This window comes from Shinella yambaruensis, assembly GCF_050859155.1.
GTDB classification, from domain to species: Bacteria; Pseudomonadota; Alphaproteobacteria; order Rhizobiales; family Rhizobiaceae; genus Shinella; species Shinella yambaruensis.
In genome coordinates this window covers 143,069-167,174 of the sequence record NZ_CP150640.1, presented here as the reverse complement: position 1 = coordinate 167,174, position 24,106 = coordinate 143,069, and the positions used below count along the sequence as shown (strand labels likewise).

Here is a 24,106-nt window from a genome sequence, read left to right as displayed (position 1 = left end):
AGGCAGCCAGCTCGGCGGCGCGGTTTGCGTTGACGCTTGCCATCGCCACGGCAGGAGGCTTCCTGCTGTGGCTGGCGCACATGCCGCTTGCCTGGTTGCTCGGGGCGATGCTGGCGACCGCGCTTTCTGCGTTCCTGCATGTCCCGGTGTCCCTGCCGAAACATGCGCGGCCGCCGATGACGGCGGTGATCGGGGCCGTGCTCGGCACGTCCTTCTCGCCGGAGATTTTCCGGCATGCCGCAGCCTGGATCGTTTCGCTTCTCGGCCTCGTCGCCTTCATCGCGATCACGGGTGCGCTGGCCTTCGTCTATTTTCGCCGCATCGCCCGGCTCGATCCCGTGACGGCCTATTTTTCCGCGATGCCGGGCGGCCTTGTCGAGATGATCACGCTCGGCTCGGAAAGGGGCGGGGATGAGCGCATGATCGCGCTGATCCATGCCGCGCGGATTTTCCTGGTCGTCCTGGCGCTCCCGTTCCTGATCGAGGCCCTTACCGGTTTTGACATCGATCGCACGGCAACGGTGTCCGCGGCTTCGGCAACGGTCGCGGTCGACGATATCCTCTGGTTCCTGGCTGCCGTCATCGGCGGCGCCGTGCTTGCAAGCCTGTTGCGGCTGCCGGCGCGTTTTCTCGTCGGGCCGATGCTTGCCAGCGCCGTGTTCCATCTGACGGGACTGACGGATTTCGAGCTGCCGGCGGCAGCCCTTGCCGGCGCCCAGGTCGTCATCGGCGCGACGATCGGCTGCCGCTTCGCAGGGGCTTCGCCACGGATCGTGCTTCAGTCCATGCTCCTGTCGGCCGGCGCGACTTTTGTGATGCTGCTCTGCACGGCCGCGTTTTCCTCGGTGCTCTCCCTTGCTGGCGGCGATCGTTTCATCGCCTATGTGCTTGCCTATTCACCGGGCGGCGTCGCGGAGATGAGCCTTATCGCGCTTTCATTGAACGTCGATGTGCCGTTCGTGGTGCTGCATCACATCGTGCGGGTGCTGACCGTCGTGGCCGGAGCATCTGCTGCGTTCCGGTTCTTCAAGCAGTAAGGTATTCGGTCCACCGAGATCGCCAGCAAGCCTGTCCGGCCGGCTACGCGCTAACGTCCATTCTCCCGTTCTTTTTCTGCCGGTGGTTTCGCACCCGCCGCGGGCCGTTCTCCGGCTGATGCGGCACTTCGGCCGAGGAAGGCGCGAAGAGGCGAGCCTGGCCGGCGACGGTCGGATGCTCGAAGATCCGGATCACTGAAACCGGTTGTTCGAAGAGCTGGGAAAGACGTCCCGCGAGCCGCGTGGCGAGGAGCGAGTTGCCGCCGACGAGGAAGAAGCTGGTGTCGAGGGATTCGATCGGCCGTCCCAGGAGATCCTTCCAGAGATCGCAGACCTGCTTCTCGATATCGGAGAGCGGCCGTGCGGGAGGCGCGCACGTGCCTGCCGCGGCTTCGCGGGCGCGCTGTTCCAGCGCCGCGCCGTCACGCTTTCCGTTGGCGGTCAACGGCATCCGGTCGAGCACGATGAAGGTGGAGGGAACAAGGGCGGCGGGCAAGTGATCGCGCAGCGCGGCGAGCAACGTTTCCTCGCGGTAGGCCGCGCTGCCACCGAGGGTGAGGAAAGCGGCAAGGCTGTCGCCGGTTCCCGCGCCGCGCACCGCGACGACGGCTGCCTGCCGCACCGCCGGATCGGCGGCGATGAGTGTTTCGATCTCGCCAAGTTCGACGCGCAGGCCGTTGACCTTCACCTGGCCGTCGCGCCGGCCCAGAAATTCGACCACGCCGTCCGGCTGCCAGCGGCCGAAATCGCCCGTGCGGTAGAGGCGTTCGCCCGTGCGGGGATGGCGGATGAAGCGGGCGTTTGTCTTCTCCTCGTCCCGCCAGTAACCGAGCGCGAGGCCCACGCCGCCGATGAAGATTTCCCCGATGGCGAAGTCGGGGCGCTCGGCAAGGGATTCGTCGAGCACGTGGATCGTCTGGTTGGCGAGCGGCCTACCGTAGGGCACGCTTTTCCAGCCCGGCTCGATGCGCTCGACCTCGTGGGCGATCGACCAGATGGAGGCCTCCGTCGCGCCGCCGAGCGACACCAGTTTCGGCGGCCGGGGAAGCTTGAGGAGCGAACGGCAGAGCGGCAGGGGCAGCCAGTCGCCGGAGAGCATGACGAGCCGCAATCGGGAGAGCATTGCGAGCGTGCCGCGGTCGGCGAGCCGGTCGTGCAGCAATTGCAGGAGCGCCGGCACGCTGCTCCAGAGGGTCACGCCGGCTTCTTCGAGAAGGCGCAGCCAGCAATCGGGATCCGGCGCGGGGGCGGCCGGCGGAATGACGATCGCGCCGCCGGCGGCGAGCATGCCGAAAATGTCGTAGACCGACAGGTCGAAGCTGAGCGAGGACACCATAAGGCAGCGATCGGCGGCCGTGACGCCGTAGCGCGCATTGATGTCGAGCACGGTGTTGAACGCCGCACCATGCTGGATCGCGACGCCCTTTGGCTTGCCCGTCGAGCCTGATGTGAAGATGACATAGGCGAGATCGTCCGCGGCCGCCTGTGGCGGGATGACCTCCTCGGCGCCAGCCTCCGATAACAACGGATCGTCCAGCGCGATCATGGGGACGGGAAGGTCACCATCGGCTGCATCGGCGGGTATCAGCGCCAGCGTCGCGCCGCTTTCCGCAAGCAATGTCTCGATCCTCTTGCGGGGAAGAGCGGGATCGACGGGCATGTAGGCCGCGCCCGCCTTGAGGATGCCCAGCACGGCGACCACCTGCCGCCAGCCTTTCGGCAGGAGCACGGCGATGGGCGGGCCGGGCATTGCGCCGGCGGCGGCGATCTGGCCCGCAAGGCGGTTGCTCGCCCTGTCGAGTTCGCCATAGGTCAGGCTGCGCTCTTCGTCGATGACCGCGATCGCATCCGGCTGCGCCTGCGCCTGGCGCAGGAAAGGATCGTGCAGCAACACGGCGTCCGTGCCCGCGTGCCAGGCCGTTGCATTCACCGCTATCCGCCGCGCCGCCTGCTCTTCCGGCAGGGAGAGGATGGCGGTGTTCCAGGTGCCGTCGTCTGCGGCGAGCGTCTTCAGCAGGGACAGGTGGCGGTCGGCGATCGTTGCCATCAGGCCTTCCGGGTAAGCCGCGTCGACATAATCCCAGTTGAGGACGAGGTTGCCCTCGTGCTCCAGTACCTGGTGGTCCAGCAGGGTCTGCGGCGTCTGCACCGCGGCGCGCACGATTTGGCCGAAGCCCGAGAAGGCGTCGAGATAGCTTTTTCCCGTTCCGAGCGCGCTGGTGAAGACATAGGGCATCAGCGCCCGGCCGGGCGTATTGCGGGCCGCCGCCACCATCGACAGCGCTTCGACGCCGCTGACGGCGCTGTTGTCGAGATCGCGCCAGAGCTGCTCCTGCGTCGCGCGGGCAAGAGCGGCGAAGGAGGCGGGGGCGAGCGTGTCGATCTCGACCAGCGTCAGCGATGTGAAGTCGCCGATCACGCCGTCATAGGAGGGGCCGGACAGCGGGCGGTTGAAGAGCGTCGTCGTCAGGGTGAAGGCGCTGCTCCCGCTCCACAGGGCGAGCACGCGTGCATAGGCGGCCAGCAGGGCTGCCGAGGGTGTGACGCCCCGGCTGCGGATCTTGTCCTGCAGGCGTCGCCACGCAGCCTGCGAAAGGACACGCTGCTCACGGGCGAAACGTGGCGCGTCGATCGCCTCGACCGGTCGGGCGAGCGGCAGGTCCGGGCCGAGCGGGAGGCGGGCGGCCCGATCCTGCCAGTATCGCCGTGCGCGGGCGGCTTCCTGCGACCTCGCCTCCGCTTCGCGCGCGAGGGCGTGCTCGCGGAACGACGCTGCGGGCTGGGGGAGGGCGACGGTCTGGTTCTCATAGCGAGCGCGCCATTCCGCAAGCCAGATTTCCAGGGATTTCAGATCGAAGACGAGGATGTCGAAGCTGAGATGCAGGATGGTTTCGTGCGATGAAAGCCGCGTCGCGTGGATACGATAGAGCGGCCAGCGGTCCGCAGGCAGCATCTCCTGCTCCATGTCCGCCCGAAGCGCCGAGAGGCGCCGCTCCCGTTCCTCCGCGGCAAGGTCGCTGAGGTCAGTCTGCCCGATGGCAAGGCGCGGCACGTCGTCGAGCACGCGCTGCATCCCGTCGGTGTCGATGACCGCGCGCAGCATCGGATGGGCGGCGATGGTGGCGTTGAGCGCCGCCTCCAGCCGCTCGACGTCAAGATCGCGCGTCAGCGCCTCGATGTAGCCATGGGCGGCGACGCCGCCGAGCTCGAAATGCGGATCCCGGCCGAGCCAGTAGGCACGCTGGATGTCGGTGAGCGGGAACGGGCCGGTGTCGGCGACCGGGTCGGCCGGTTGCCGCGCGGCCATGCTCCCGGCGCCATGTTGCGCCTCCGCCGCCAGGGCAGCCCAGGCTTCGACGGTCGGTGTCGCCACCAGGGTGCTGAAGGAGAGCGTTGCGCCGTCCGCCGAGAGACGGCTTTGCAGACGCATCAGGGCGATCGAGGTGAGGCCGAGTTCGATGAGGTTTTCATCGGTGCCGAATTCCTCCGGCTCGGCGCCAAGCTCTTCCGCGACGAGCCGGTGCAGCTCGAGCGCCATGGTTTCGGCAGCCGTTTCATGCCGGCTGCGGGCAAGTGCGGGCTCCGCCATGTCCTACTCCGCCTCGCGCCGGGGCGCGTTCTTCTGTTCCCAATGATGGATCTGCTGTTGAATGAACCACTGGATGATCTGGCTGAAGAGCGGCACGATGAAATCCGGGTCGAGCCCGTTTTCCTCCGCCCAGCGGCGCCGTTCGGGCAGCATGGCCGCGACGCGCTCGGGCGCCGGTATGCTGGCGACGTCGGGCTTGAAGCGGGCCGCCTCCAGCACGTATCCCATGCGCAGGCCGAACAGGTCGACGAGCGCGCGGTCGATCGTGTCGATCGCCTGGCGGATGTCGCTGAGGTCTTGGCAATCGGCGGGCGTTTCGGCCCGGATGCCGAGGTCTTTCGCTGAAGGCACGCGTCAATCTCCGTTGTCGAGGCCGGCGGAAAGGTGAAGCTGCTTCAACCGTTCGCGCAGGTCCTTCTTGCTCACCTTGCCGACCCCGGTCTCAGGGAAGCGCTCGATGAAGACGAACTGGTCGGGCATCTTGAACGCGGCGAGGCCGCGCGCCTTCAGATGCCGGATGAGGGCGAGCGGTTTCAGCCCGCCGGTCCGGGGGATCACGAAGGCGCAGATGCGTTCGCCGAGCGTTTCGTCCGGCAGGCCGACGACGGCCGCGTCGTGCACGTCCCCATGGGCAAGCAGCAGGTTCTCCACCTCCTCGGGTGAGAGTTTTTCGCCACCCCGGTTGATCTGGTCCTTCTCGCGGCCGGAGAGCACGAGATAGCCGGCGGACGTCAGGCGCACGATGTCGCCGGTGCGGTAGAAACCGTCCGGCGTGAAGGCTTTCTCATTGTGCTCGGGGATCTTGTAGTAGCCGCGGATCGTGTAGGGCCCGCGCGTCAGGAGCTCGCCCGGCTCGCCGGGCGCGACGTCCCGGCCCTCGGCATCGACCACGCGGATCTCGTCCGCCGGCGACATCGGCTTGCCCTGGGTGGTGACGGTCGTCTCCTCGTCGTCGTCAAGGCCGGTATAGCAGATCAGGCCCTCCGCCATGCCGAAGACCTGTTGAAGGCCGCAGCCGAGGCGCGGGCGCACGCGCCGCGCGGCTTCCTCGCTGAGTTTCGCGCCGCCCACCTGCAGGGTTCGGAGACTCGATATGTCGGCGTCAGGCGCACCGGCAGCCTCCATCCAGAGCAAAGCGAGGGGCGGCACGAGCGAGGTGATCGTCACGCCATGCGCCTCGATGAGGGCAAAGGCCGTCCTCGGGTCGGGATCGGGGGCGATGACGACCGTGCCGCCGCTGACGAAGGTTCCCATGATGCCGGGGCAGGCGAAGGGGAAATTGTGGGCGACGGGCAACGCGCAGAGATAGACGGTGTCCTCCGCCATGCCGCTTGCGGCGGCGGCGGTGCGGATGTTGTAGAGATATTCGTTGTGCCGGCGCGGGATGAGCTTCGGCACGCCGGTCGTGCCGCCGGAAATCTGGAAGACCGCGACATCCTCGGGCTGGGCGGCGTCATCGATACCGGCGTCCTCGACGAGCCCGGAAAGCGCGGTGAAGGCTTCGGCCTCGCCGTCGACGATCACATGGCGGAGCGCCGGCAGGCCCGGCAGCAGCTCGCGGGCGAGCGCCCGGTAGTCGAAGCCGCCGGCGCGGTCGGCGATGAAGTAGGCGCGGGCCTCGGTGAAGTCGAGGAAGCGGCCGATCTCGATATGGCGGTGCGAGGGCAGCGCTAGAACCGGAACGACGCCGAGGCGCAGGAGCGCGAAGACGACTTCGACGAAGGCGATGCCGTTCGGCATCTGCACGACGGCGCGGTCGCCTTTTTGAAGGCCGAGGCGGCGAAGGCCGGCCGCAAGCGCGCCCGCGCGGCGTCGAAGGTCTTCGTAGGTGACATGCCGGCCGCTCTCGATCAGCGCCGTCTTGCCGGCATGGCGGTCGGCGATGCGGTCGAGCATGCCGGAAAAGGTTTCCGCCTGCCAGAAACCCTCGCGAACATAGCGTGCGCGAAACGTTTCCGGCCAGGTCGGCGCGTCCACCGAAAGATCTTGGGCCGTTTCCTGGAGCATGGTCTACCTTTCTGCCCGCGCCTTTCCGGCGGCGGACGGTTCCAGGCCGAGGGCCTGGAGCATGGTTTTCAGCTTGGTTTCGGTTTCCCGGTACTCCGCCTCCGGGTCCGAGCCCTCGACGATGCCGGCGCCGGCGAAGAGGCGGACGCGGCGGCCGCGGATTTCCGCGCAGCGGAGCGTCACCGCCCATTCGCCGTCGCCGTTCTCATCGCACCAGCCGACCATGCCGGCATAGAGGCCGCGGTCGAACCCCTCGATATCCGCGATGGCCGCCAGCGCTTCGGCCGTCGGCGCGCCGCCCACGGCCGGTGTCGGATGGAGCGCAAGGGCGAGATCGAGCGCGGTCACATCGGGCGAGGCGAGTTCGCCGGTGATGACGGTCGAGAGGTGATTGACGGGACCGGCGGCGAGCACGCTCGGGGTTTCGGGAACGTCGAGGCTCCTGCAGAAGGGGCGGAGCGTCTCGCCGACGGCGCGGCTGGTATAGGCGTGCTCCTGGCGGTCCTTCGCGGAAGCGAGCAGGCGGGCGATGTTGCGGGCGTTGCGCAGCCGGTCCGGATCGGCGGCGATCGTGCCGGCGAGCGGATTGGCGAAAACCCGGTCGCCGGCCTTACGCACCAGCAGCTCGGGACTGGCGCCCAGCAGCACGCCCGCGTCCTCGCCGTTGCCGGCGTCGAGCGGCACGCCGTAGACGAAGCTCGCCGGATGGCGCCGCATCAGCGTCGCCAGCAGGCCGGCAAGGTCCGGCGCCGCGTCGAGCTCCAGTTCGAGACGGCGGGCGAGCACCAGCTTCTTCAGGTCCGTCCGGCGGATGCGGGCAAGGCCGCGGGCCACCGCATCCCGGTAGCCGGAGGGCGAAGGGGTCTGGCGGACGTCGACGATCGCGGGCGCCTCGCCCGGCGTAACGGCGAGCGGAACAGGCCGGCCCGGCCGCTCCAGGCGTTCCGGCACATAGAGGCTGGCGGGCGATTGCGTATCGAAGGGGATCGCGCCGACGACGACCGGCGGAAAACCTTCGCTCCGGGCGGTCGCGAGCAGGCGCGCGACCGTCTCGCGCAAATCCTCGCCGGCGGGCCGCGCGCTGAGCGCGATGCCGTGGCCGATCATTCTTGTGGTCGGCGAAACGTAGACGGTCCGGCCGTGAAGGCCGGCCGCGGGCAGCGTTTCGGCGACGGCGACATCTGCCGCGATGCGGGCGGCGGGTGTGTGTTGCATCAGGCGGTCTCCGTGGCGGCGCTCTCGCAAAGCAGGGGAAGGGTGGTCATGTGGGCTTCCAGCGCGGCGATCGTCGTGTGTACGAAGAGGTCGGTCACCGGCAGGTCGACGCCGAGCTCCCGGCGAAGCCGCGCATGCGCCTCGACGAGCCGGATCGACGTGGCCCCGAGTTCGAAGAAGTTGACGTCGGTGGGAAGCCCCCGGCGACCGATCACCGCTTCGAGGATTTTTCGCACGGGGCTCGTAGCGGCCGTGGCGGCTTTCGGCTTCTGGCTGGAGAAGGCGGGCAGCGCCTTAGGGTCGATCTTGCCGTTGGCCGAGAGCGGCAGGGCCGCATGGACGCCGAAGCGGGCGGGGACCATGTAGGCCGGCAGCAGCGCGCGGCAATGTTCCCGCAGCGCTGCCTCGGTAAGCGCGCTTCCGGCCCGCGCCGCGACATGGGCGACGATCTGCCGGCCGCCGGCGGCCTCCTGCACCAGCGCGACGGCACGCGCCACATCCGGGTGGCTTTCGAGCGCGTGGGTGACGTCGCCGAGTTCGACGCGATGTCCGCCGATCTTGACCTGGCCGTCCTCGCGCCCGAGGAATTCCAGCGTTCCATCCTCCCAGAAGCAGCCGAGATCGCCCGTTCGGTAAAGGCGTTCGCCCGTGTCGGCGGCGGTGACGAAGGCGGCGGCTGTTTTTTCTCCGTCGCCCCAATAGTCGTCGGCGAGGCCATGCCCGCCGATATGCAGCTGGCCCGCGACGCGATCCGGGCGATCGGCGCCGTAGCGGTCGAGCACGCGAAAATACTGGTTCGCGAGGGGTCGGCCGTAGGGCACCGATTTCCACTCCGGCGCGACGGCGCCGGCTTCCTGCCAGTTCGACCAGATGGCGGCCTCGGTCGCCCCGCCGAGCGCGATCAGCCGCGTTTCCGGCGCGGCGGCGGAAAGCCGGCCGGGCAGATCGAGCGGCACCCAGTCGCCGCTGACGAGCGCGAGGCGGAGCGAGGACGGCAGGGGGGCCGCCATGCTGGCGGACCAGACGAGTAGCATGTCCAGCAGCATCGGCACGGAATTCCAGATGGTGACGCCGTGCCGGGAGAGCATGGCGTTCCAGTGTGCCGGGTCGCGCTCCGCGCCGGCATCTGGCAGCACGACGGCCGCGCCCGCGGAAAGCGGCGCGAAGATGTCGTAGACCGAAAGGTCGAAGCTGAGGGAGGAGAGCGCGAAGACGCGGTCCCGCGGGGTCATGCCGAAGCGGCGCGCCATGTCGCCCAGCGTGTTGGCGACCGCGCCGTGGGACATGGTGACGCCCTTGGGCATGCCGGTCGAACCGGAGGTGAAGATGACATAGGCCGCCCGCGCGCTGTCGGCCTTTGCCCGTCCCGCCAGCGCTCGGGCGGGCGAAAGCTCCGGAACCGCGTCGTCGAGGCTGACGGCGATCGCGTTCGCCGCCTCTTCGTCGTCGGCGGCGAGAATCCGGGCGACGGGCGCGACCTGCCGCAGCATGGCCTCTGCCCGGGCGGGCGGAAGGTCCGGCGCGACCGGCACATAGACCGCCCCTGCGTGATGGATCGCCAGCACGGCGACGACCTGCAGCGGCCCCTTGGGGAGCCGGACGGCGACGCGGTCGCCCGCGCCCGCGCCGGCCTCGCGCAGCCGGCGGGCGAGGTCCGCCGCCCGGGCGGCGAGCGCGCCGTAGGTCATGCGTCCGCCGCTCCACAGCAGCGCATCGCGGTCCCAATGGGTTTCGAGCCCCTCCCAGAAGGGCGCGGAGATATCGAGGCCGCCATCGAGCGGAATTGCGGGCGGGTGATGGAGGGCGGCGCGCGTGGCGGCCTGGCCGGCGGGGAGCCGGCGCGAGACGGCGCGGTTCCACCGGTCCGGATCGTCGGCGAGCGCGACGATGGTTTCGACATAGCGCTCGAAGGCGGCCGTGGCCGCGTCGAGGTCGAGGGCGGCTTCGGCGATGTCCCAGTTGAAGCTGAGGCCGCCGCGTTCCTCGTAGAGCTGGTGGTCGAGGGCGACCTGGGGCGTCTGGCTGATGCCGGCGACCTGCCGCCACCGCCCGTCCTTCGCGCCGTCCGTCTCCTCGCCGATCAGAAGGCTGGTGAAGACGACGGGCATGAGCGAACCGGAATAATCCTGCCGCCGCCGGGCGAGGTCGCGCAGGAGATCGACGCCCGAGACCGCGCTGTGCTCCAGCCGTTCCAGAAGCCGCTGCTGCGTCGCGCGGACCTGGTCGGCGAGGGAGGCGTCCATATCCGCAAAACCGAGCAGCGTCGTGTTGGTGAACTCGCCGAGCACATGCCGGATATCCGGATGGATCGGCGGCCGGTTGAACAGCGTGACGTTGAGGGCCACGTCCTCGTTGCGGCTCCAGGTGGAGAGCACATTGGCGAAGAGCGTGGCGAGAAGGCCGGTGGGCGTGACGCCCAGGCCCTTGCACGCCACCTTCAGGGCGCTCCAGCGGGCCTGGTCGAGATGGCCGGCGCGGCGGCGGAAACGGCCCGGGCGGCCGCCGGACCGGCTGGCGGGAAGGGAGGGCGCGGGCGGCAGAAGGTCCAGTTCGCGGCTCCAATAGTCCCGGGAGGCCGCTTTCCGCGCGGCATCCTCGCCGCAGAGCACGCAGTTGCGGAAGCGGATGGCGGGCGGGGGTGCAAGCGTCTCGCCGTCGATCAGCGCGAACCATTCCCGGTGGAAGAGCTGGCTGCTCCAGGCGTCGAGCGCGATGAGATCGACGCAGGAGAGAAGCCGCAGGCCGCCGTCGATGCGCACCCAGTGCAGCTCGAAGAGCGGCCAGGCGAAGGGATCGCGCACCCGTTCGCCGATCTCCTCGCGCAGCGCGGCAAGGCGGCGGTCCTGCTCCTCCGCCGGCAGGGCGCGCAGGTCCGTGACGGGCACGGTGTAGTCGGGCACGCTTTCGAGCACGGTTTGCAGGCCGTCCGGCAGGAGCACGGTGCGCAGCATGTCATGGCGCGCGATCACCGCGTTGAGGCAGGCGTCGGCATGGCTGAAGTCGACGGCGTCGTGCTCGAATTCGAGATAGCTGTTGGCGGAGACGCCGCCGAGGTCGAGCGCGCCGGTGCGGCCGACGAGATAGGCCTGCTGGATCGGCGTCTGCGGGAAGGGCGCGAAGCGATCGGCCTCTGCGCCGGCGGCGGTCGACAGCCGCTGGAGCAGCGCCTGCTTCTGTTCCGCGACCTTCGCCTTGAGGGTGGCGGTCATCGCGCCGGCGGGCGCGCGGAAGCGCAGCTGGCCCTCCTCGACCCAGAGGTGGATGCGGTGGCGTTCGAGCTCGTCGAGAAGCTGCGTGAGGCTCATAGCGTGCCCTCCGTCATGTCCTGGGCATAGGCGGTCGTCGCGGAAAGCCAGCGTTCGCGCGCCTGCGGCTCCAGCGCGCCTGCGGCCATGGCATGCAGGCAGACATGGTCCGGCGAGAGGGCGAAGCGGCGGCCCATCTCGTCGAGCGGCAGGTCGCCGATCTGGCAAAGGCCGAACGGCCGGCCGACGGCCTGCTGTTCGAGCGCCTGGCACATCGCCCCGCATTCGATGAGCCCGAAGCCGAGGCTCGCAGCGTCGTAGAGTGGTGCGATGGCGTCCAGCGACAGCACGAAGCAGAGGACGAGGCGGCTTGCGGCCAACGTCTCGCGGCTTCCGGAGCTGAGCAGCGCGAGGTCCGCAAAACCGTCCGGCGCCGTGCAGGGCGATAGGGCGTGCGCCTGCGGGTCGTAGCGATAGCCGCCCGGCGCGAGGTCCTCGATCCCGCCCGGCGGAACGGCAAGATAGGTTTCGACGGGATAGAGTCCGCCGGCCGAGGCGTAGAGCCGGCGCTCCTCGCCATCCCTGTAGTGGCGCCGAAGCGGGGCGAGCAGGGTGGAAAGCTCGTCGGTCGTCAGCGGACGGTCGATGAAATCGCGCCAGCTGCGCCGTGCCGCCGCGGCGGGCGGCTCGGCTGCCCCGGACAGCAAGACCGGCGCTTCGGCGGCGGCAACCGGACGGGGGCGGCTCTTGAAAAGGCGACGGGCGACCGGGTCGGTGAGAACCGGGTTGCGGGAAAGGTGGGCGCGCAAGGCCGCGGCTCCGGCGACGAGCTCGGCGGGCTGCGCCGCCCCTTGCGGCGCCAGCGCCTGCACCAGGGCGACGAGGTCCGGCAGGCGTACGGCGCGGGCGAGGTCCGTCAGCGGCGGGCGGGCGCCGGCGAAGGCCTCGATGTGGTTGGCGAGCGCGATCAGTTCGAGCGACGAGGCCCCGAGATGGACCAGATTGTCGTCGAGCGAGACGGCGGGGCGCTGGAGGATCGCGGCGACCATCTCCAGCACCGCCCGCTCGACCCCTTCGCCCGATGACGACGGATGTCGTGAAGGGGCGGCCTCGGGCTCCTGTGCGACGAGGGCGAGGAGCGCCTTGCGGTCGAGCTTGCCGTTCGGCGTGAGCGGCCAGGCGTCGACGGCCTTGAACGCGGCGGGAACCATGTAGGCGGGCAGCTCCTCGGCGAGGTGGGCCGCAAGCCCTGTCTCCTCGACTTTTGCCCGGGCCGGCCGGAAGAAGGCGACGAGCCGCGGCCGGCGCGGATCGCCCACGGCGAGCACCTGCGCCTCCTCGACATCCGCATGCCGCTGCAGGGCGCGCGCCACCTCGCCGGGCTCCACGCGAAAACCGTTGATCTTCACCTGCGCGTCGGCGCGTCCCTGGAAGATGATCGCGCCGTCGGGGCCATAGGCGCCGAGATCGCCCGTCCGGTAGAGGGCGAGGCCCGTGCGCGGATGGGGGAAGAAGTGCGCGGCCGTCTTTTCCGCATCGTTGAGATAGCCGAGCGCGAGCCCGTCGCCGGCGATGTAGAGATCGCCGGTATGGCCGATCGGCGCGATGGCGAGGGCGTCGTCGAGGACGAAGACCTGCTGGCGGCCGAGCGCCCGGCCGTAGGGGATGCTCGTCCAGGCCGGATCGACCTCGTCGATGGCATGGAAGATCGACCAGATCGCCGCCTCCGTCGCGCCGCCGAGGCTGTATTGCGCGGCGTCCGGCCAGAGCCGGCGGGCGCGGCCCGGCAGGTCGAGGCCGATCCAGTCGCCGCTCAGCATCACCGTCTTCAGCGCCGGCGGCGGCGCGATGCCTGCGACCTCGTGATAGTCGACATAGAGCGAAAAGAGCCCGGGAACGCTGTTCCAGAGCGTCACGCCATGGCGGGTCGCGAGCGCGTGCCAATGGGCGGGGTTCTGCTGTTCGGCGGGATCGGGCAGGACGAGCGTGCCGCCGGCGCCGAGCACGCCGAAAATGTCGTAGACCGAGAGGTCGAAGTGAAGCTGCGAAAGGCCGAGCACGCAATCCGCGCCGCCGATGCCGAAGCGCCGGCTGACATCCGCGATCGTGTTCACGGCGGCCGCATGCGTCACCGTCACGCCCTTGGGGTTTCCGGTCGAGCCGGACGTGTAGATGATGTAGGCGGGATCATCCGGCTGCGCGCCGGCGAGGTGATGCAACAGCGCGGGGTCGCCTTCGCCAAGACGGGAAAGGTCGATCGTCGCGGCCGGCGCGCCGGTTGCAAGGGCGTCGGGAGTCGCGCCGCGCTCCAGCATGGCGGCCGGTGTGAGATCTTCGAGGATGCGGGCCTGGCGGGCGAGCGGCTGGGCCGTGTCCAGCGGCACATAGACGCCGCCGACGAGCGCGACGGCGAGGCAGGCGGCGATCTGTTCCGGCGATTTTTCGAGGCGGATCGCCACCGTCTCGCCGCGGCGGACGCCGGCGACAACGAGGGCGTTTGCGATTCCCGCCACCTGCCGGGCGAGCGCCCCATGGGTCAGCACCGCACCCGATGTGGCGATCGCGGGCCGCTCCATCGCGCCCGGCAGGGCGCGCAGCCACAGGTCGGCGAGCCGCTCGCGCCGCTCGGCCTCCGGCACGATCGCCGGGGCAATCAACGCATCGGTCGGGTCGGCGCGTCCGCCCACCGTCTCCTCCAGCATGGCCGGATCGTCGGCGACGGCTTCGACGAGAGTGACGAAGCGGTCGAAGAGCGGTCGGGCGACGGCGATGTCCAGCACGTTGACGGCGATGTCCCAGTTGATCGTCAGCGCGCCGGACCATTCCATCACCTGGTTGTCGAGCATGACCTGCGGCGTCTGGGAAAGGGCCAGCACCGGCCGGCCCGGCTGGGCGGCGGCGTCGGAATAGAGGCGCGTGTCGTTCTGCGTCAGCGTGCTGGTGAAGACGACGGGCATCAGGGGGCGGTCGAGATGGCCGCGCGCTAAGGCCATTTCGCGGGTGACGGCCGTGCCGCTGACGAGGCTGTGCTCCATGTCGCGCCAGAGCAGCGCCTGGAGCCGGGTAAAGCGGGCGCATCGGGTCTCGGCCTGCCGGAGATCGGCCTCGAACAGCATGTTGGTAGTGAAATCGCAGACCACGCGATCGACATCCGGGTGGATCGGCGGCCGGTTGAAGAGCGTCATGTTGAGGCAGAAATGCGGGTCGGCCGCGAAGGCGCAGAGCGCTTCGGCAAACAGCGAGAGCAGCGCCGTCGAGGGCGTGACGCCGAGCGTCGCCGCTGTGGCTTTGAGACGGTCCCACCGCGTTTTGTCGACGGTGTGCGAGAGGCGGTCGTAGACCGGCGTGCCGGCCTCGTTCGGAGGCGCGATCACCGGCAGGGCCGGCGCATCCGGCAGGCTTTCCGCGCGCTCCCGCCAGTAGCGGCGGGCGCGGGTGAGATCGGCTTCATCGAGCTCGCTGAGCACGCAGTCGCGGAAGGTGATGTCGGGCGTGGGCAGGTGAAGGTCCGGATCCCGGTAGAAGCGGGCCACTTCGTCGAGAAGGATGAGGATGCTCTGCTGGTCGGCGATCAGGAGGTCGAAGCGCAGATGGACACGCACGCGGCCGGCCGGCAGGAGGCTGAGCTCCACATCGATCATCGGCCAGCGGTTCTCCGCCGGAAGGGCGCGCGAGAGGCGCCGGCGAATGGCGTCGATCGTCGCGTCCCGCGCCGCGTCGTCGCTCAGATCGCGCACGACGATCTCCAGCGCGGGTATGGTTTCGGCGATCTCCTGGCGCGTGGCGTCGAGGATGCGGGCGCGCAGCATCGGGTGGCGCGCCATCACGATGCCCCATGCCGCCCGGTAGCGCGCGATGTCGAGCGTCTCGCAATCCAGCTCGTAGTAGAACTGGCAGGCCGCGCCGCCGAGCGGCAGCGACGGATCGCGGCCGAGCAGGTAGCCGCGCTGGATCTCCGTCAGCAGGAAGGGCGCGTGCATGTCCTCCGTGCGCTGCTGTGGCGGTGCCGCGCCCGCTTCGACGCCGAGGAGCCGGCTCAGAAGCGCCGGATCGAAGGAGAGGGCTGTGCTGCTGCTCGACATGACGTTCCGTCTCAGGCTGTGGCGACCTGGCGCGCGAGCGTCTGCCGCTCGGCGTCCGGGAGGGCGTGAATATGGAGGTAGGCGAGGGCGACCTGCTCCGTCCCGGCGACGGCTTCCAGCCGGCGCGACAGGAGGGCGGCCGTCCGGTTCGAAAGAAAATCCGGCAGGCCCAGCTCGACCTGGAAGATGCGGCGCAGTTTCGAGAGGAAGCGGACGGCGAGGATGGAATCGCCGCCGAGCTGCAGGAAGTCGTCCGTGGGGGCGACGCCCGGAAGGCCCAGCGTCTGCGCGAACAGCAGCCGTACTGCCTGTTCCTGCGGGGAGCCTTCATCCGCCGCGACGATGGCCGGTTGCGCAGGCGTGGCCATGCGCTCCAGGCGTTGCCGGGCGGCCTCGCTCGTTTCCCGCAGGCGGTCGTCGAGATTGCGCGGCGTGACGATCACATGGGAGAGGCCGCTCGCGATGATCCGCCAGAGGGCGGCAAGGCCCGCCTCGACCCCGATGGCGTCGGCCGCCGCACCGGCGAAAAGCGTCTTTCCGTCGTCCTGCGCGGCCCCGAACGCGCCCTCCCGCCAGTTGTCCCAGCCGATGCTGACGAGGCGCAGGCCCGGCTCCCGGCTTTCGGCAAGAAAATCGAGGAACAGATTGCCGGCCATGTAGTCGCTGTTGCCGTAGCCCGAGGTTTCGCCGGCGAGCGAGGAAAAGACGACGAGGAAATCCGGTTCCAGCGGACCGAAGACGTCGAGAAGCGCGCGCGTCGTTTCGACCTTTGCGGCACGGTTGCCGTCCGTCCCGGTGAGCGTCATGTCCGCGATCGTCTGGGAGATATAGCGGCCGGCGAGGTTGAAGATGCCATCGAGCCGTTCGCCCGCCGCGACGAGCCTTGCGGCGACGGAGCGCAGAAGATTCCGGTCTGCGGCGGAACCCCGTATGAGGGTGAGACGACCGTCGTTTCGCCGGCATTCGGCGAAATACGGGGCGTCTTCGTCGAGCGAACGGGCGATCACCACGACATGGCGGCCCTCGGCCGCGAGCGCCTGGACCAGGCGGCGGCCTAGCCCGCCATTGCCGCCGGCGACGAGATAGGTTCCGCCGGGGCGGATGACGTCGGGGAGCGTCGCCGGCGCAAGCGCGACCGGCGGAACGTCCCTCCGCCAGAAGCGGCCGCGCCGCAGGGCGAAGGCACCAGCGTGCAGGCCGCCTGCGGTCTCTACCGCCTCCAGCCGATCGAGGTTGGGCTGAGCGGGGAGTCGGTCGGCATCCAGCCAGGTTGCGCGAAGGCCGGCCTGCTCGAACGGGATCGCTCTCAGAACCCCGAGGGCAAGCGCCTGCTCCGCATCGGGCGCCTCGTCGCCGCAGAGCGTGGCAAGCGTGCGCGTGCAGAGGACAATATGGGAGAGAAGGCCAGCGGGAGCAAAGGCCTGGACAAGGCGCACGAGGCTGTCATGGCCATGCGTTCGGGCGTCGGCCTTCTCGTCCATCAGCCAGCCGAAGAGGCAATCCGCGCCGGTGACGCCGCGCGCCTGCAAGGCGTCGGCAAGCTTTAAGAAGTCGCCGGCATGTCCCGGACGAAGCCGGAACCCGCCGTCCGGCAGCGCGGCATAGTGTTCGCCGGGGTGGATGCGGATATCGCCGAGGCCGGCCGGCCCCGCCGCGCCCTCGGGCAGGAAGAGCACGCGTGGCCTGCGGCCCGGCGTCGAAGGAGTCTTCGGCAAGGCCAGTGTGCGCCATTGCGGAGCATGGAACCATTCGTCGGGCGGCAGGATCCGAGGCCGCTTCGCCATGCTTTCCCGCCCCGGCTCTATCTGCGGCAGCAGATGGGCCACGCGCTGGAAGGGATAGCCCGGCATCGGCGTGCGCCGCCAGGCGCGATACAGCATCAGGAGGTCGGGGTCGACGTCGTGCCCCTCCACCCAGAGCCGGCCGAGCGCCGACAGGAGATCCTCCGTTTGCGAGGCGTTCGAGGCGAGTGTCGGCAGGGCGCGAAGATCCGCGGCGGCGCCCGTGACGGCGGCGGTGCAGCTCGTGCCGGGGCCGAGCTCCAGGCAGGTCGCACCGGGCCACAGGCGGGCGAGGCTGGCGACGTCGTCGGAGAAGCGGACGGTCTGGCGCAGATGCCGGACCCAGTAATCCGGGGTAGTGATCTCCGTTGCGGCCGCGACATCGCCGCTGGTGTTGCTGAGCACGGGGATCGATGGTGCAGCGAAGGCTACGGTACTGCAGGCCGCTGCAAACTCCTCGAGGATCGGTTCCATCAGGTGGGAATGGAAGCCATGCGAGACGGCCAGCATGCGCGTCGCGATGCTCTCGGCGGCGAGCGTCTCCGCAAGGATGCCGAGGGCTTCGGGCGCACCGGAGACGACGCAGCGATCGTGGCGGTTGACGACGGCGAGCGATACGCTGCCGTCCCGCAGATAGGGTACGAGCGCTTCCCTTCCGGCATGAACGGACAGCATGGCGGCCGCCGGCAGGCGTGACATCAGCCGCGCGCGGGCATGGACGAGCCGCAGCGCGTCCTCCAGCGAAAAGACGCCGGCAAGGCAGGCGGCGACATATTCGCCGATGCTGTGCCCGAGCAGCGCCGCAGGCGTGAGGCCGGCCGCCATCAGGCTGCGGGCGAGGGCGTATTCCGTCGCGAACAGGGCGAATTGCGTGACCAGCGTCGGCTTCAGCGCGTCGTCCTCGGTGCCGAAGATCAGGGGGCGGATGTCCTCCCCCAGCATCGGTTCGGTCAGGGCGGCGCAAAGGTCCAGCGTCTCGCGGTAGACCGGCAGGCTGTCGTGGAAGGGGCTGCCCATGCCGGCGAATTGCGTGCCCTGCCCGGGGAAGAGGAAGATCGGTCGGCTAGGTGCGGCCACGGCGGAATGGGTGGCGGCACCGGCTTCCAGCTTGCGCAGCGCCTCCGCGGGGTTGCGGGCCGTGAGCGCCCGGCGGTGCGGAAATTGCCGGCGGCCGAACAGCAGCGTCCCGGCCTGATCGACGAGGCTTGCGCCGTTGTCGGCGGTCCAGACGGCGGCGAGGGATCGCTCCATGGCCGCAAGGTCATCCGGCGTGCGGGCGGACCAGCAGAGAAGCGCGGGCTCCTCCGTCGCGATCGCATCGCGGCGGGGCGGGCTGGAGAGCAGCATGTGTACATTGGTGCCGCCGAAGCCGAAGGAGCTGACGGCCGCGACATGGCGCTCGGCGGGCGGAAGGCGCGTCGGGCGATCGCAGATGGAAAAGCGCGAGCCGGCAAGATCCAGCAGCGGATTGGCCGTGGTGAAGTTGATTGTCGGCGGCACGGTGCCGGTGCGCACGACGCCGATGGCCTTGATGAGGCCGGCGAGCCCGGCCACCGTGTTGAGATGGCCGGTGTTCGCCTTGACCGAGCCGACGAGGCATGGCGCATCGCCATGGCCGTAGACGGCGCGGATGGCCTCCATCTCGATCGGGTCGCCGATCGGCGTGCCGGTGCCGTGGGCTTCGATATAGGTGATGTCGGCGGGTGAAAGGCCGCTGAGGCCGAGCGCCTCGGAGAGAACCCGCTTCTGGCCGGCGATGCCCGGCGCGGTGAAATTCCCGCGCTCGCGCCCGTCGTTGTTGGCGGCGCTGGCCTCGATGACCGCGTAGATGAAATCGCCGTCCCGTTCGGCGTCGCCGAGGCGTTTCAGGACGAGGGCGGCGACGCCGTTTCCGCCGACGATGCCGTTCGCGCCCGCGCTGAAGGGCGCGATCCTGCCGGTCGGCGACATCGGCCCGCCGGGATCGGCATGGTAGCCCTCCTCGATATCCATCGAGATGGAGACGGCGCCGGCAAGCGCCATGTCGATCTCGCGCGACAGCAGCGACTGGACGGCCTGGTGGACGGCGAGCAGCCCGCTGGAGCAGGCGCTCTGCACCACGACGGCCGGTCCCTTCAGGTCGAGCAGATAGGCGACGCGGGAGGCGAGGAAATCCTTGTCGTTGCCGATCAGCATGGCGAAATAGTCGGCAGCGCTGTCGGCATAGGAGCGCAGGCCGACATGGCGCAGCACATAATCGCCGAACCCGGCGGCGGCGAAGACGCCGGTCACACGTCCGCCATCGCCCGCGCCGTAGCCGGCGTCCTCCATGGCGTGCCAGGCGGTTTCGAGGAAGACGCGCTGCTGCGGGTCCATCAAAGCCGCTTCGGAGGGCGCGAAGCCGAAGAAGGCGGCGTCGAAGCACTCCTTGTCGGCAAGGGCGAAGCGCGCACCGACCACATCCGGCCGGCTTTGCAGCTGCGCAAGGCCCGACGCGCCGGCCTCCAGCATCTTCCAGAAGGCGTGCACATCCGGCGCGCCGGGAAAGCGGCCGGCGAGGCCGATGACGGCGACCCGTTCGTCCATTGCTTCCGAAACCTCTTGCATGTCGTGCGCCGCCACGCCGGTCACGCGGATGGCCCGTGCTTCGGCTGCGCCGGGGCGAGGATTTTCGAGAGAGCAGGGTCGATCATCGGGCACACGTCTGCGTTCCACGGTTAAGTGGGTGATTCAATTTATGAATATGTGATCCGGCCTTGTTTCCGGAACGAGGGCATCCTAAGCTTGCTCGGCGCTTCCTGTCCGACCAGATGCGGAGAAATAAGTGCCCTTGGCGGAGTGACTGGACGCAATGTTCGAGTGGTCGAAGACGGTGGATGGAGAATGGCTGTGCGCGGGCATCGCCATCGCCATGCCGGTTTCCGCCGTTCTCGGCAGCTTCGATCCGGACGCCGTGCTGGAGTCCGCCGAGCGGTTCCAGGCGGGGCGTTTCCTGAAGCCGGAGGATACGGAGCGGTATCGCGCGGCGCATGGGCTGCTGCGGCGGCTGCTCGGCGCGGCGACGGGGCGAAATCCCGCCAGCCTATCCTTTTCGCGCAGGCCCAGGGGCAAACCGTTCCTTGCCGATACGGGTTCGCTCGATTTCAATCTTTCCCATGGCGGCGGCTGGGTGGCCGTGGCGCTGTCCCGGTCGGGCCGGATCGGCGTCGATGTGGAGGCAGACCGGCCGCAGCATTTCTGGGACGAGATCGCCGCCTCGTTCCTCGCGCCGTCCGAGATCGCGGCGGGCGCCATTGGTCACCTGCAGATCTGGACGGCGAAGGAAGCCGCTCTCAAGGCGCATGGCGCGGGCTTCGCCATTCCGCCGGAGAGCGTGACCGTGACGGCAGAGGGGGCAGGGTTCGCGGCGCGCCTTCCCGCGGATCGTTTTTCCGGCGTCTGGCGTCGGCTGGGCGACGGGCATGTGCTCGCCGTCGCCGCCGATGGTTCGGTGCCCGAGGTCGCCGTTTGCGAGAACGCCGGCGACCTCGAAGCGATTCTTGCCGAGCTCAGCCGGCTCGATCCAGCGATGCGGGCGTCGCGTTGACGAAACCCTGCCAGCAGGCGGAGGCGGCCTGCGCCTGCTTGAGAAAATCCTTCATCTCCTCTTCGCTGTTGTCGCTGACGGCGGCGATCTCGACTTGGTTGTCCTGCAGCTGCACGGCGGACTTGTCGAAGATGTTGAAGCAGCCGCGCATGTCCAGCCGGCACCGCATGGAGGCGTTGAGCTGGCGCAGCGGCTTGCCCCGCTCGCGGCAGACGATGACGAGCTGCTGGGCGAGATCGGAGAGCACGGCCGCGAGCAGGTATTCCTGCGGGTTCGGCGCTTCGTTCAGCCCGAGCGCCGGGGCCGGCTGATCGACGGAAAAGCGGGCGGGCAGCGACCAGCGCTCGTCCTGGTACTGCCTGTCGCGCAAAGAAACGTCGAACTGAGTGGCGTTGCGCCAGGCGATATCGACGCCGAGATGGATCGGCGCGTTGGAGCCCGCCTGGGCGGTGGCCGGCGCATGGCCGTCACCGTTCGCTGCCGCGCCGTTCTTGCGGAAGGCGGAGGGGACGTGGCGATAGGTGAGGTCAATGCGGTTCGGCAGGGTGACGGTGATGTAGTTCGGCGAAAAGCGCGCGACGTTCATCATCATCTGCTTGTATTGCAGCCAGCTTCCGTCCGCCTCCAGCTTCACCGTCACGGCGGTGCCGGAAAGCGTTCCGCCGCTGCGCTGCGTCACTGTGTTCACCTGCAGCTTGTCGATGGTCATGCCCTTGTAGGACGCGCCCTGCACCAGGATGTTGGCGACGCAGGAGCCGAGGCCGGTGGTGAAGTAATCCGCAGGCGTCGGGGCCGCTTCCGGGCTCGGATCGTCGTGGTGGCTGACGCGGAAGGAGAAATCCCGGCCGAGCCGCTTGCTGCCGAAGCGCAGCGGCTTGGTGCGGATGTCCATGGTCAGGCCGCCGAGCCATTCGAGGTCGACGCCGTAGAAGATCTCGCTTTCGCCCGGCACTTTGCGGATTTCGTGCACGAGTTCGCTGACGGCGGCGACGTTGATGCCGTTCTTCATTGTCTGATGTCTCCGATTGCGCCGAGCGCGCGGTCGAGGTCGGCCTTGAGGTCTCCGATATCCTCGATGCCGACGGAAAGCCGCATCAGGCCGGGATTGATGCCGACCTCGCGCCGCTGCCGGTCGATGAGGCTGCTGTGGCTGGTGTTGAACGGCATGCTGATGAGCGATTCGACACCGCCGAGACTGGTCGCCGCATGGACGAGCTTCAGGTTCTCCATCAGCTTGAGGCCCGCCTTGTCGCCGCCCTTCACCTCGAATGAGACCATGCCGCCGCTGCCGCGCGCTAGCGATTCCGCCGCCCAAGAGTAGGGATAGCCCGGCAAAGCGGGGTGGTAGACGCGGGCGACGGCGGGATGGCGGGAGAGCCATTCGGCGAGCGCCAGGGCATTCTCAGTATGTGCCTTCATGCGCAGCGCCAGCGTCTTCATGCCGCGTTCGAGGATGGCGCAATCCTGCGGGTTGAGGCTGCCGCCGAGTTTGAGCATCTGCGCCCAGATCATGTCGAGATATTTGCGGCTGCCGGCGGCGGTGCCGGCGATGAGGTCGCTGTGGCCGTTGAGGTATTTCGTGCCGCTGTGGATCACCACATGCGCGCCGTCGTCGATCGGCGTCAGGCAGCAGGGCGAGAGGAAGGTGTTGTCGAGCACGAGGAAGATGTTGTTCTCGGCGGCGAGTTTGGCCAGCGCCTTGACGGGGGCGAACTTCAGGAGCGGATTGGTCAGCGTCTCGAAGAACAGCACCTCCGTGTTGCTCCGCACCGCCGCGGTGATCGCGTCCATGTCCATCGGGTCGACGAAGGTCACTTCGCGGCCGAACTGGTGCATGTCCTCGCGCATCAGGTTGTAGCTGCCGCCGTAGAGGTCGCGGGCGGTGACGATATGGCCGCCCTTGTTGGTGAGCGCCAGCAGCGTCGTGCTGATCGCGGCCATGCCGGAGGAGAAGACGATGGCGCTTTCGGCGTGTTCCAGCGCGGCCACCTTCTCCTGCACGGCCCATTGGTTCGGGTTGCCGTAGCGGGTGTAGATCGGGTAGTCGCGGATCATGCCCTGGTCGAAGGCTTCGTAGCTTTCCTTCTGGAAAAGGAAGGTGGTGGCGGCGAAGACCGGCGTGCCGACCGCCCCGGTGATCGGGTCGTTATAGGTGCCGGCATGCACGGCGAGCGTGCCCGGCCCGTGGCGGGCGGGGTCGATGGTGGTCTGGTTGGTCATGCGCGGGCCGGCGTTGCGGGCGCGGGTGAGCTGGTCGGCCCATTCCGTCTTCGCCGAAACGCCGGTGGCTTCGCTGCGGAAGCGCCCGGCCCATTCCTTAAGAATACTCTTTGCCAAGAGGTTCTCCTGCCTGTTGTTGGAGTGTCGAGAGGATGCTGTCGCAGAGCGCGTCGCCGTCCGGGCCCTGGAAGATGTTGATGCCGACGGCCGCGCCCCGGTAGGACGGCTCGCCGATATCCGAGCGGATGCGCCCGAAGCCGAGGCCGATGCCGAGGAGGCCCGGCAAGGACCGTTCTGCGTGTCGCAGAGATGCCCGGAGGCGTCGACGAGCGCCGCGCTGCCGTTGCGGCCGATGCGGATCGGACGACCCGCCGCCGTGGCGAGCAGCGGGATGTTCGGGCGGTAGCCCGTCGCCGCGATCACGACGTCGGCCTCGCGCAGCACCGCTTCGGCCTCCGCCGGATCGGGGCAATGGCGGAGCGTGACCGCCGGGTGCCGCCCGGCGAGAATCTGCTCGTAGAGTGCCTTCGAGCGGGTGTAGAGGCCCTGGAAGCGGAAGACGCGGCCGCTGGAAGGGCACACATCGGCGACGGGATCGAAGGTTTCGCCGGCCGCCTCGGCCAGCGCGGCGCTGCGATGCATGCGGCGGATCGGCGTACGATGGAGCAGCGTCAGCGCCATGTCGCGCTCGGGAAGGGCCTCGATCAGCTTGTGCAGCACGGAGAAGGCGCTGTGCGACGCGCCGACGACGACGATGCGCCGGGCGTTTTCCGGCAGAAGATTTTGGAGGTCGATGGGCCGCAGCGTTTCCTCCGAATGGAGGAGCGGCACGCCGGCCTCGCCGGTGATGCGCCGGAGATCGGGGGCAAGATGCGGCGTGCTGCCAGCGGCGAGCACGGCGATTCGGCTTTCGACGCAGGGGCCGTTGTCGAAATGCGCCTCCCAGCCCGATGACGATTGCGTGATCTCCCGGGCGATCCGGCCACGGCGGATCGAGAGATTCGAATGCTGTCCCGCCGCCGCCAGGAAGGTGCGGCGCAGTTCGGCGGTCAGGAGGGCTACCAGCTGGAGTGGCACGGATTGCGTGCCACGGGCGCGGATCAGGCGGGCCGGCGCGCTGTCGAGAACCGGGGCGAAGAGGCCGTCTGCGGAAATGCCGTCGAGGAAGTCGCTGGCGTCGGAATTGGAGGGGATATCGTAGTTGGCGCCGGCGAGCAGCAACTCTTCATCGCCGGCTCGCCGCTCGTGGATGACGAGGCCGCGCGCCAGCAAGTCCGGCAGAAGCCCGCGCCGGTCGGCGCTGACGAGGAGGCTGATGCAGGCCGGGCCGAACCCGACGATCTGGCAGAAGGGGCGGGACATCGT

11 protein-coding genes are annotated in these 24,106 nt (G+C 69.1%); 2 read left to right on the top strand and 9 right to left on the bottom strand.

Features of this window, described 5'->3' with window-relative positions; genetic code table 11:
• Positions 1-29: 29 nt before the first annotated feature.
• On the top strand, positions 30-1,037 hold the full coding sequence (locus WMC41_RS26655) for an AbrB family transcriptional regulator (protein ID WP_432349602.1): 1,008 nt from the start codon (positions 30-32) through the stop codon (positions 1,035-1,037).
• A 43-nt stretch (positions 1,038-1,080) separates the two neighbouring features.
• On the opposite strand, the gene WMC41_RS26650 is transcribed toward WMC41_RS26655, so the two are convergent.
• Genes WMC41_RS26650 through WMC41_RS26620 form a run of 7 tightly spaced genes read right to left on the bottom strand, consistent with a single transcriptional unit; the run spans position 1,081 to position 19,542 of the window.
• Complete coding sequence (locus WMC41_RS26650) at positions 1,081-4,626, bottom strand: amino acid adenylation domain-containing protein (protein ID WP_432349601.1); 3,546 nt, start codon at positions 4,624-4,626, stop codon at positions 1,081-1,083.
• A gap of 3 nt (positions 4,627-4,629) precedes the next feature.
• Positions 4,630-4,977 carry an isochorismate lyase gene (locus WMC41_RS26645; protein WP_432349600.1) on the bottom strand — a complete coding sequence of 116 codons (348 nt, stop codon included), beginning with the start codon at positions 4,975-4,977 and terminating at the stop codon, positions 4,630-4,632.
• A gap of 3 nt (positions 4,978-4,980) precedes the next feature.
• The gene (locus WMC41_RS26640) at positions 4,981-6,633 is read right to left on the bottom strand and encodes a (2,3-dihydroxybenzoyl)adenylate synthase (protein WP_432349599.1); all 1,653 of its coding nucleotides are present in this window, start codon (positions 6,631-6,633) and stop codon (positions 4,981-4,983) included.
• Positions 6,634-6,636: 3 nt separating this feature from the next.
• Positions 6,637-7,848, bottom strand: a complete 1,212-nt coding sequence (locus WMC41_RS26635) for an isochorismate synthase (RefSeq protein WP_432349598.1) — start codon at positions 7,846-7,848, stop codon at positions 6,637-6,639.
• Positions 7,848-11,153: an amino acid adenylation domain-containing protein gene (locus WMC41_RS26630; RefSeq protein WP_432349597.1), complete on the bottom strand. Its 3,306-nt coding sequence runs from the start codon at positions 11,151-11,153 to the stop codon at positions 7,848-7,850. The genes WMC41_RS26635 and WMC41_RS26630 overlap by 1 nt, the downstream gene beginning before the upstream one ends.
• Positions 11,150-15,175 (bottom strand): non-ribosomal peptide synthetase, encoded by a 4,026-nt coding sequence (locus WMC41_RS26625; protein WP_432349596.1) that lies wholly within the window; start codon positions 15,173-15,175, stop codon positions 11,150-11,152. Before WMC41_RS26625 ends, WMC41_RS26630 begins: the two co-directional genes overlap by 4 nt.
• A gap of 11 nt (positions 15,176-15,186) precedes the next feature.
• On the bottom strand, positions 15,187-19,542 hold the full coding sequence (locus WMC41_RS26620) for an SDR family NAD(P)-dependent oxidoreductase (protein WP_432349595.1): 4,356 nt from the start codon (positions 19,540-19,542) through the stop codon (positions 15,187-15,189).
• A 244-nt stretch (positions 19,543-19,786) separates the two neighbouring features.
• Between WMC41_RS26620 and WMC41_RS26615 the strand changes: the two genes are divergently transcribed.
• On the top strand, positions 19,787-20,521 hold the full coding sequence (locus WMC41_RS26615) for a 4'-phosphopantetheinyl transferase family protein (RefSeq protein WP_432349594.1): 735 nt from the start codon (positions 19,787-19,789) through the stop codon (positions 20,519-20,521).
• Here WMC41_RS26615 and WMC41_RS26610 read toward each other — a convergent pair.
• Together WMC41_RS26610 and WMC41_RS26605 are read right to left on the bottom strand one after the other, a co-directional pair.
• On the bottom strand, positions 20,484-21,530 hold the full coding sequence (locus WMC41_RS26610; protein ID WP_432349593.1) for an OsmC family protein: 1,047 nt from the start codon (positions 21,528-21,530) through the stop codon (positions 20,484-20,486). The genes WMC41_RS26615 and WMC41_RS26610 overlap by 38 nt on opposite strands.
• Complete coding sequence (locus tag WMC41_RS26605) at positions 21,527-24,103, bottom strand: aminotransferase class I/II-fold pyridoxal phosphate-dependent enzyme (protein ID WP_432349592.1); 2,577 nt, start codon at positions 24,101-24,103, stop codon at positions 21,527-21,529. Before WMC41_RS26605 ends, WMC41_RS26610 begins: the two co-directional genes overlap by 4 nt.
• Positions 24,104-24,106 lie beyond the last annotated feature (3 nt).

Coding starts and splice junctions, on each gene's coding strand:
- WMC41_RS26650 (WP_432349601.1), bottom strand. CDS start 4,626: ATGGCGGAGCCCGCACTTGCCCGCAGCCGGCATGAAACGGCTGCCGAA.
- WMC41_RS26640 (WP_432349599.1), bottom strand. CDS start 6,633: ATGCTCCAGGAAACGGCCCAAGATCTTTCGGTGGACGCGCCGACCTGG.
- WMC41_RS26635 (WP_432349598.1), bottom strand. CDS start 7,848: ATGCAACACACACCCGCCGCCCGCATCGCGGCAGATGTCGCCGTCGCC.
- WMC41_RS26630 (WP_432349597.1), bottom strand. CDS start 11,153: ATGAGCCTCACGCAGCTTCTCGACGAGCTCGAACGCCACCGCATCCAC.
- WMC41_RS26625 (WP_432349596.1), bottom strand. CDS start 15,175: ATGTCGAGCAGCAGCACAGCCCTCTCCTTCGATCCGGCGCTTCTGAGC.
- WMC41_RS26620 (WP_432349595.1), bottom strand. CDS start 19,542: ATGCAAGAGGTTTCGGAAGCAATGGACGAACGGGTCGCCGTCATCGGC.
- WMC41_RS26615 (WP_432349594.1), top strand. CDS start 19,787: ATGTTCGAGTGGTCGAAGACGGTGGATGGAGAATGGCTGTGCGCGGGC.
- WMC41_RS26610 (WP_432349593.1), bottom strand. CDS start 21,530: ATGAAGAACGGCATCAACGTCGCCGCCGTCAGCGAACTCGTGCACGAA.
- WMC41_RS26605 (WP_432349592.1), bottom strand. CDS start 24,103: ATGTCCCGCCCCTTCTGCCAGATCGTCGGGTTCGGCCCGGCCTGCATC.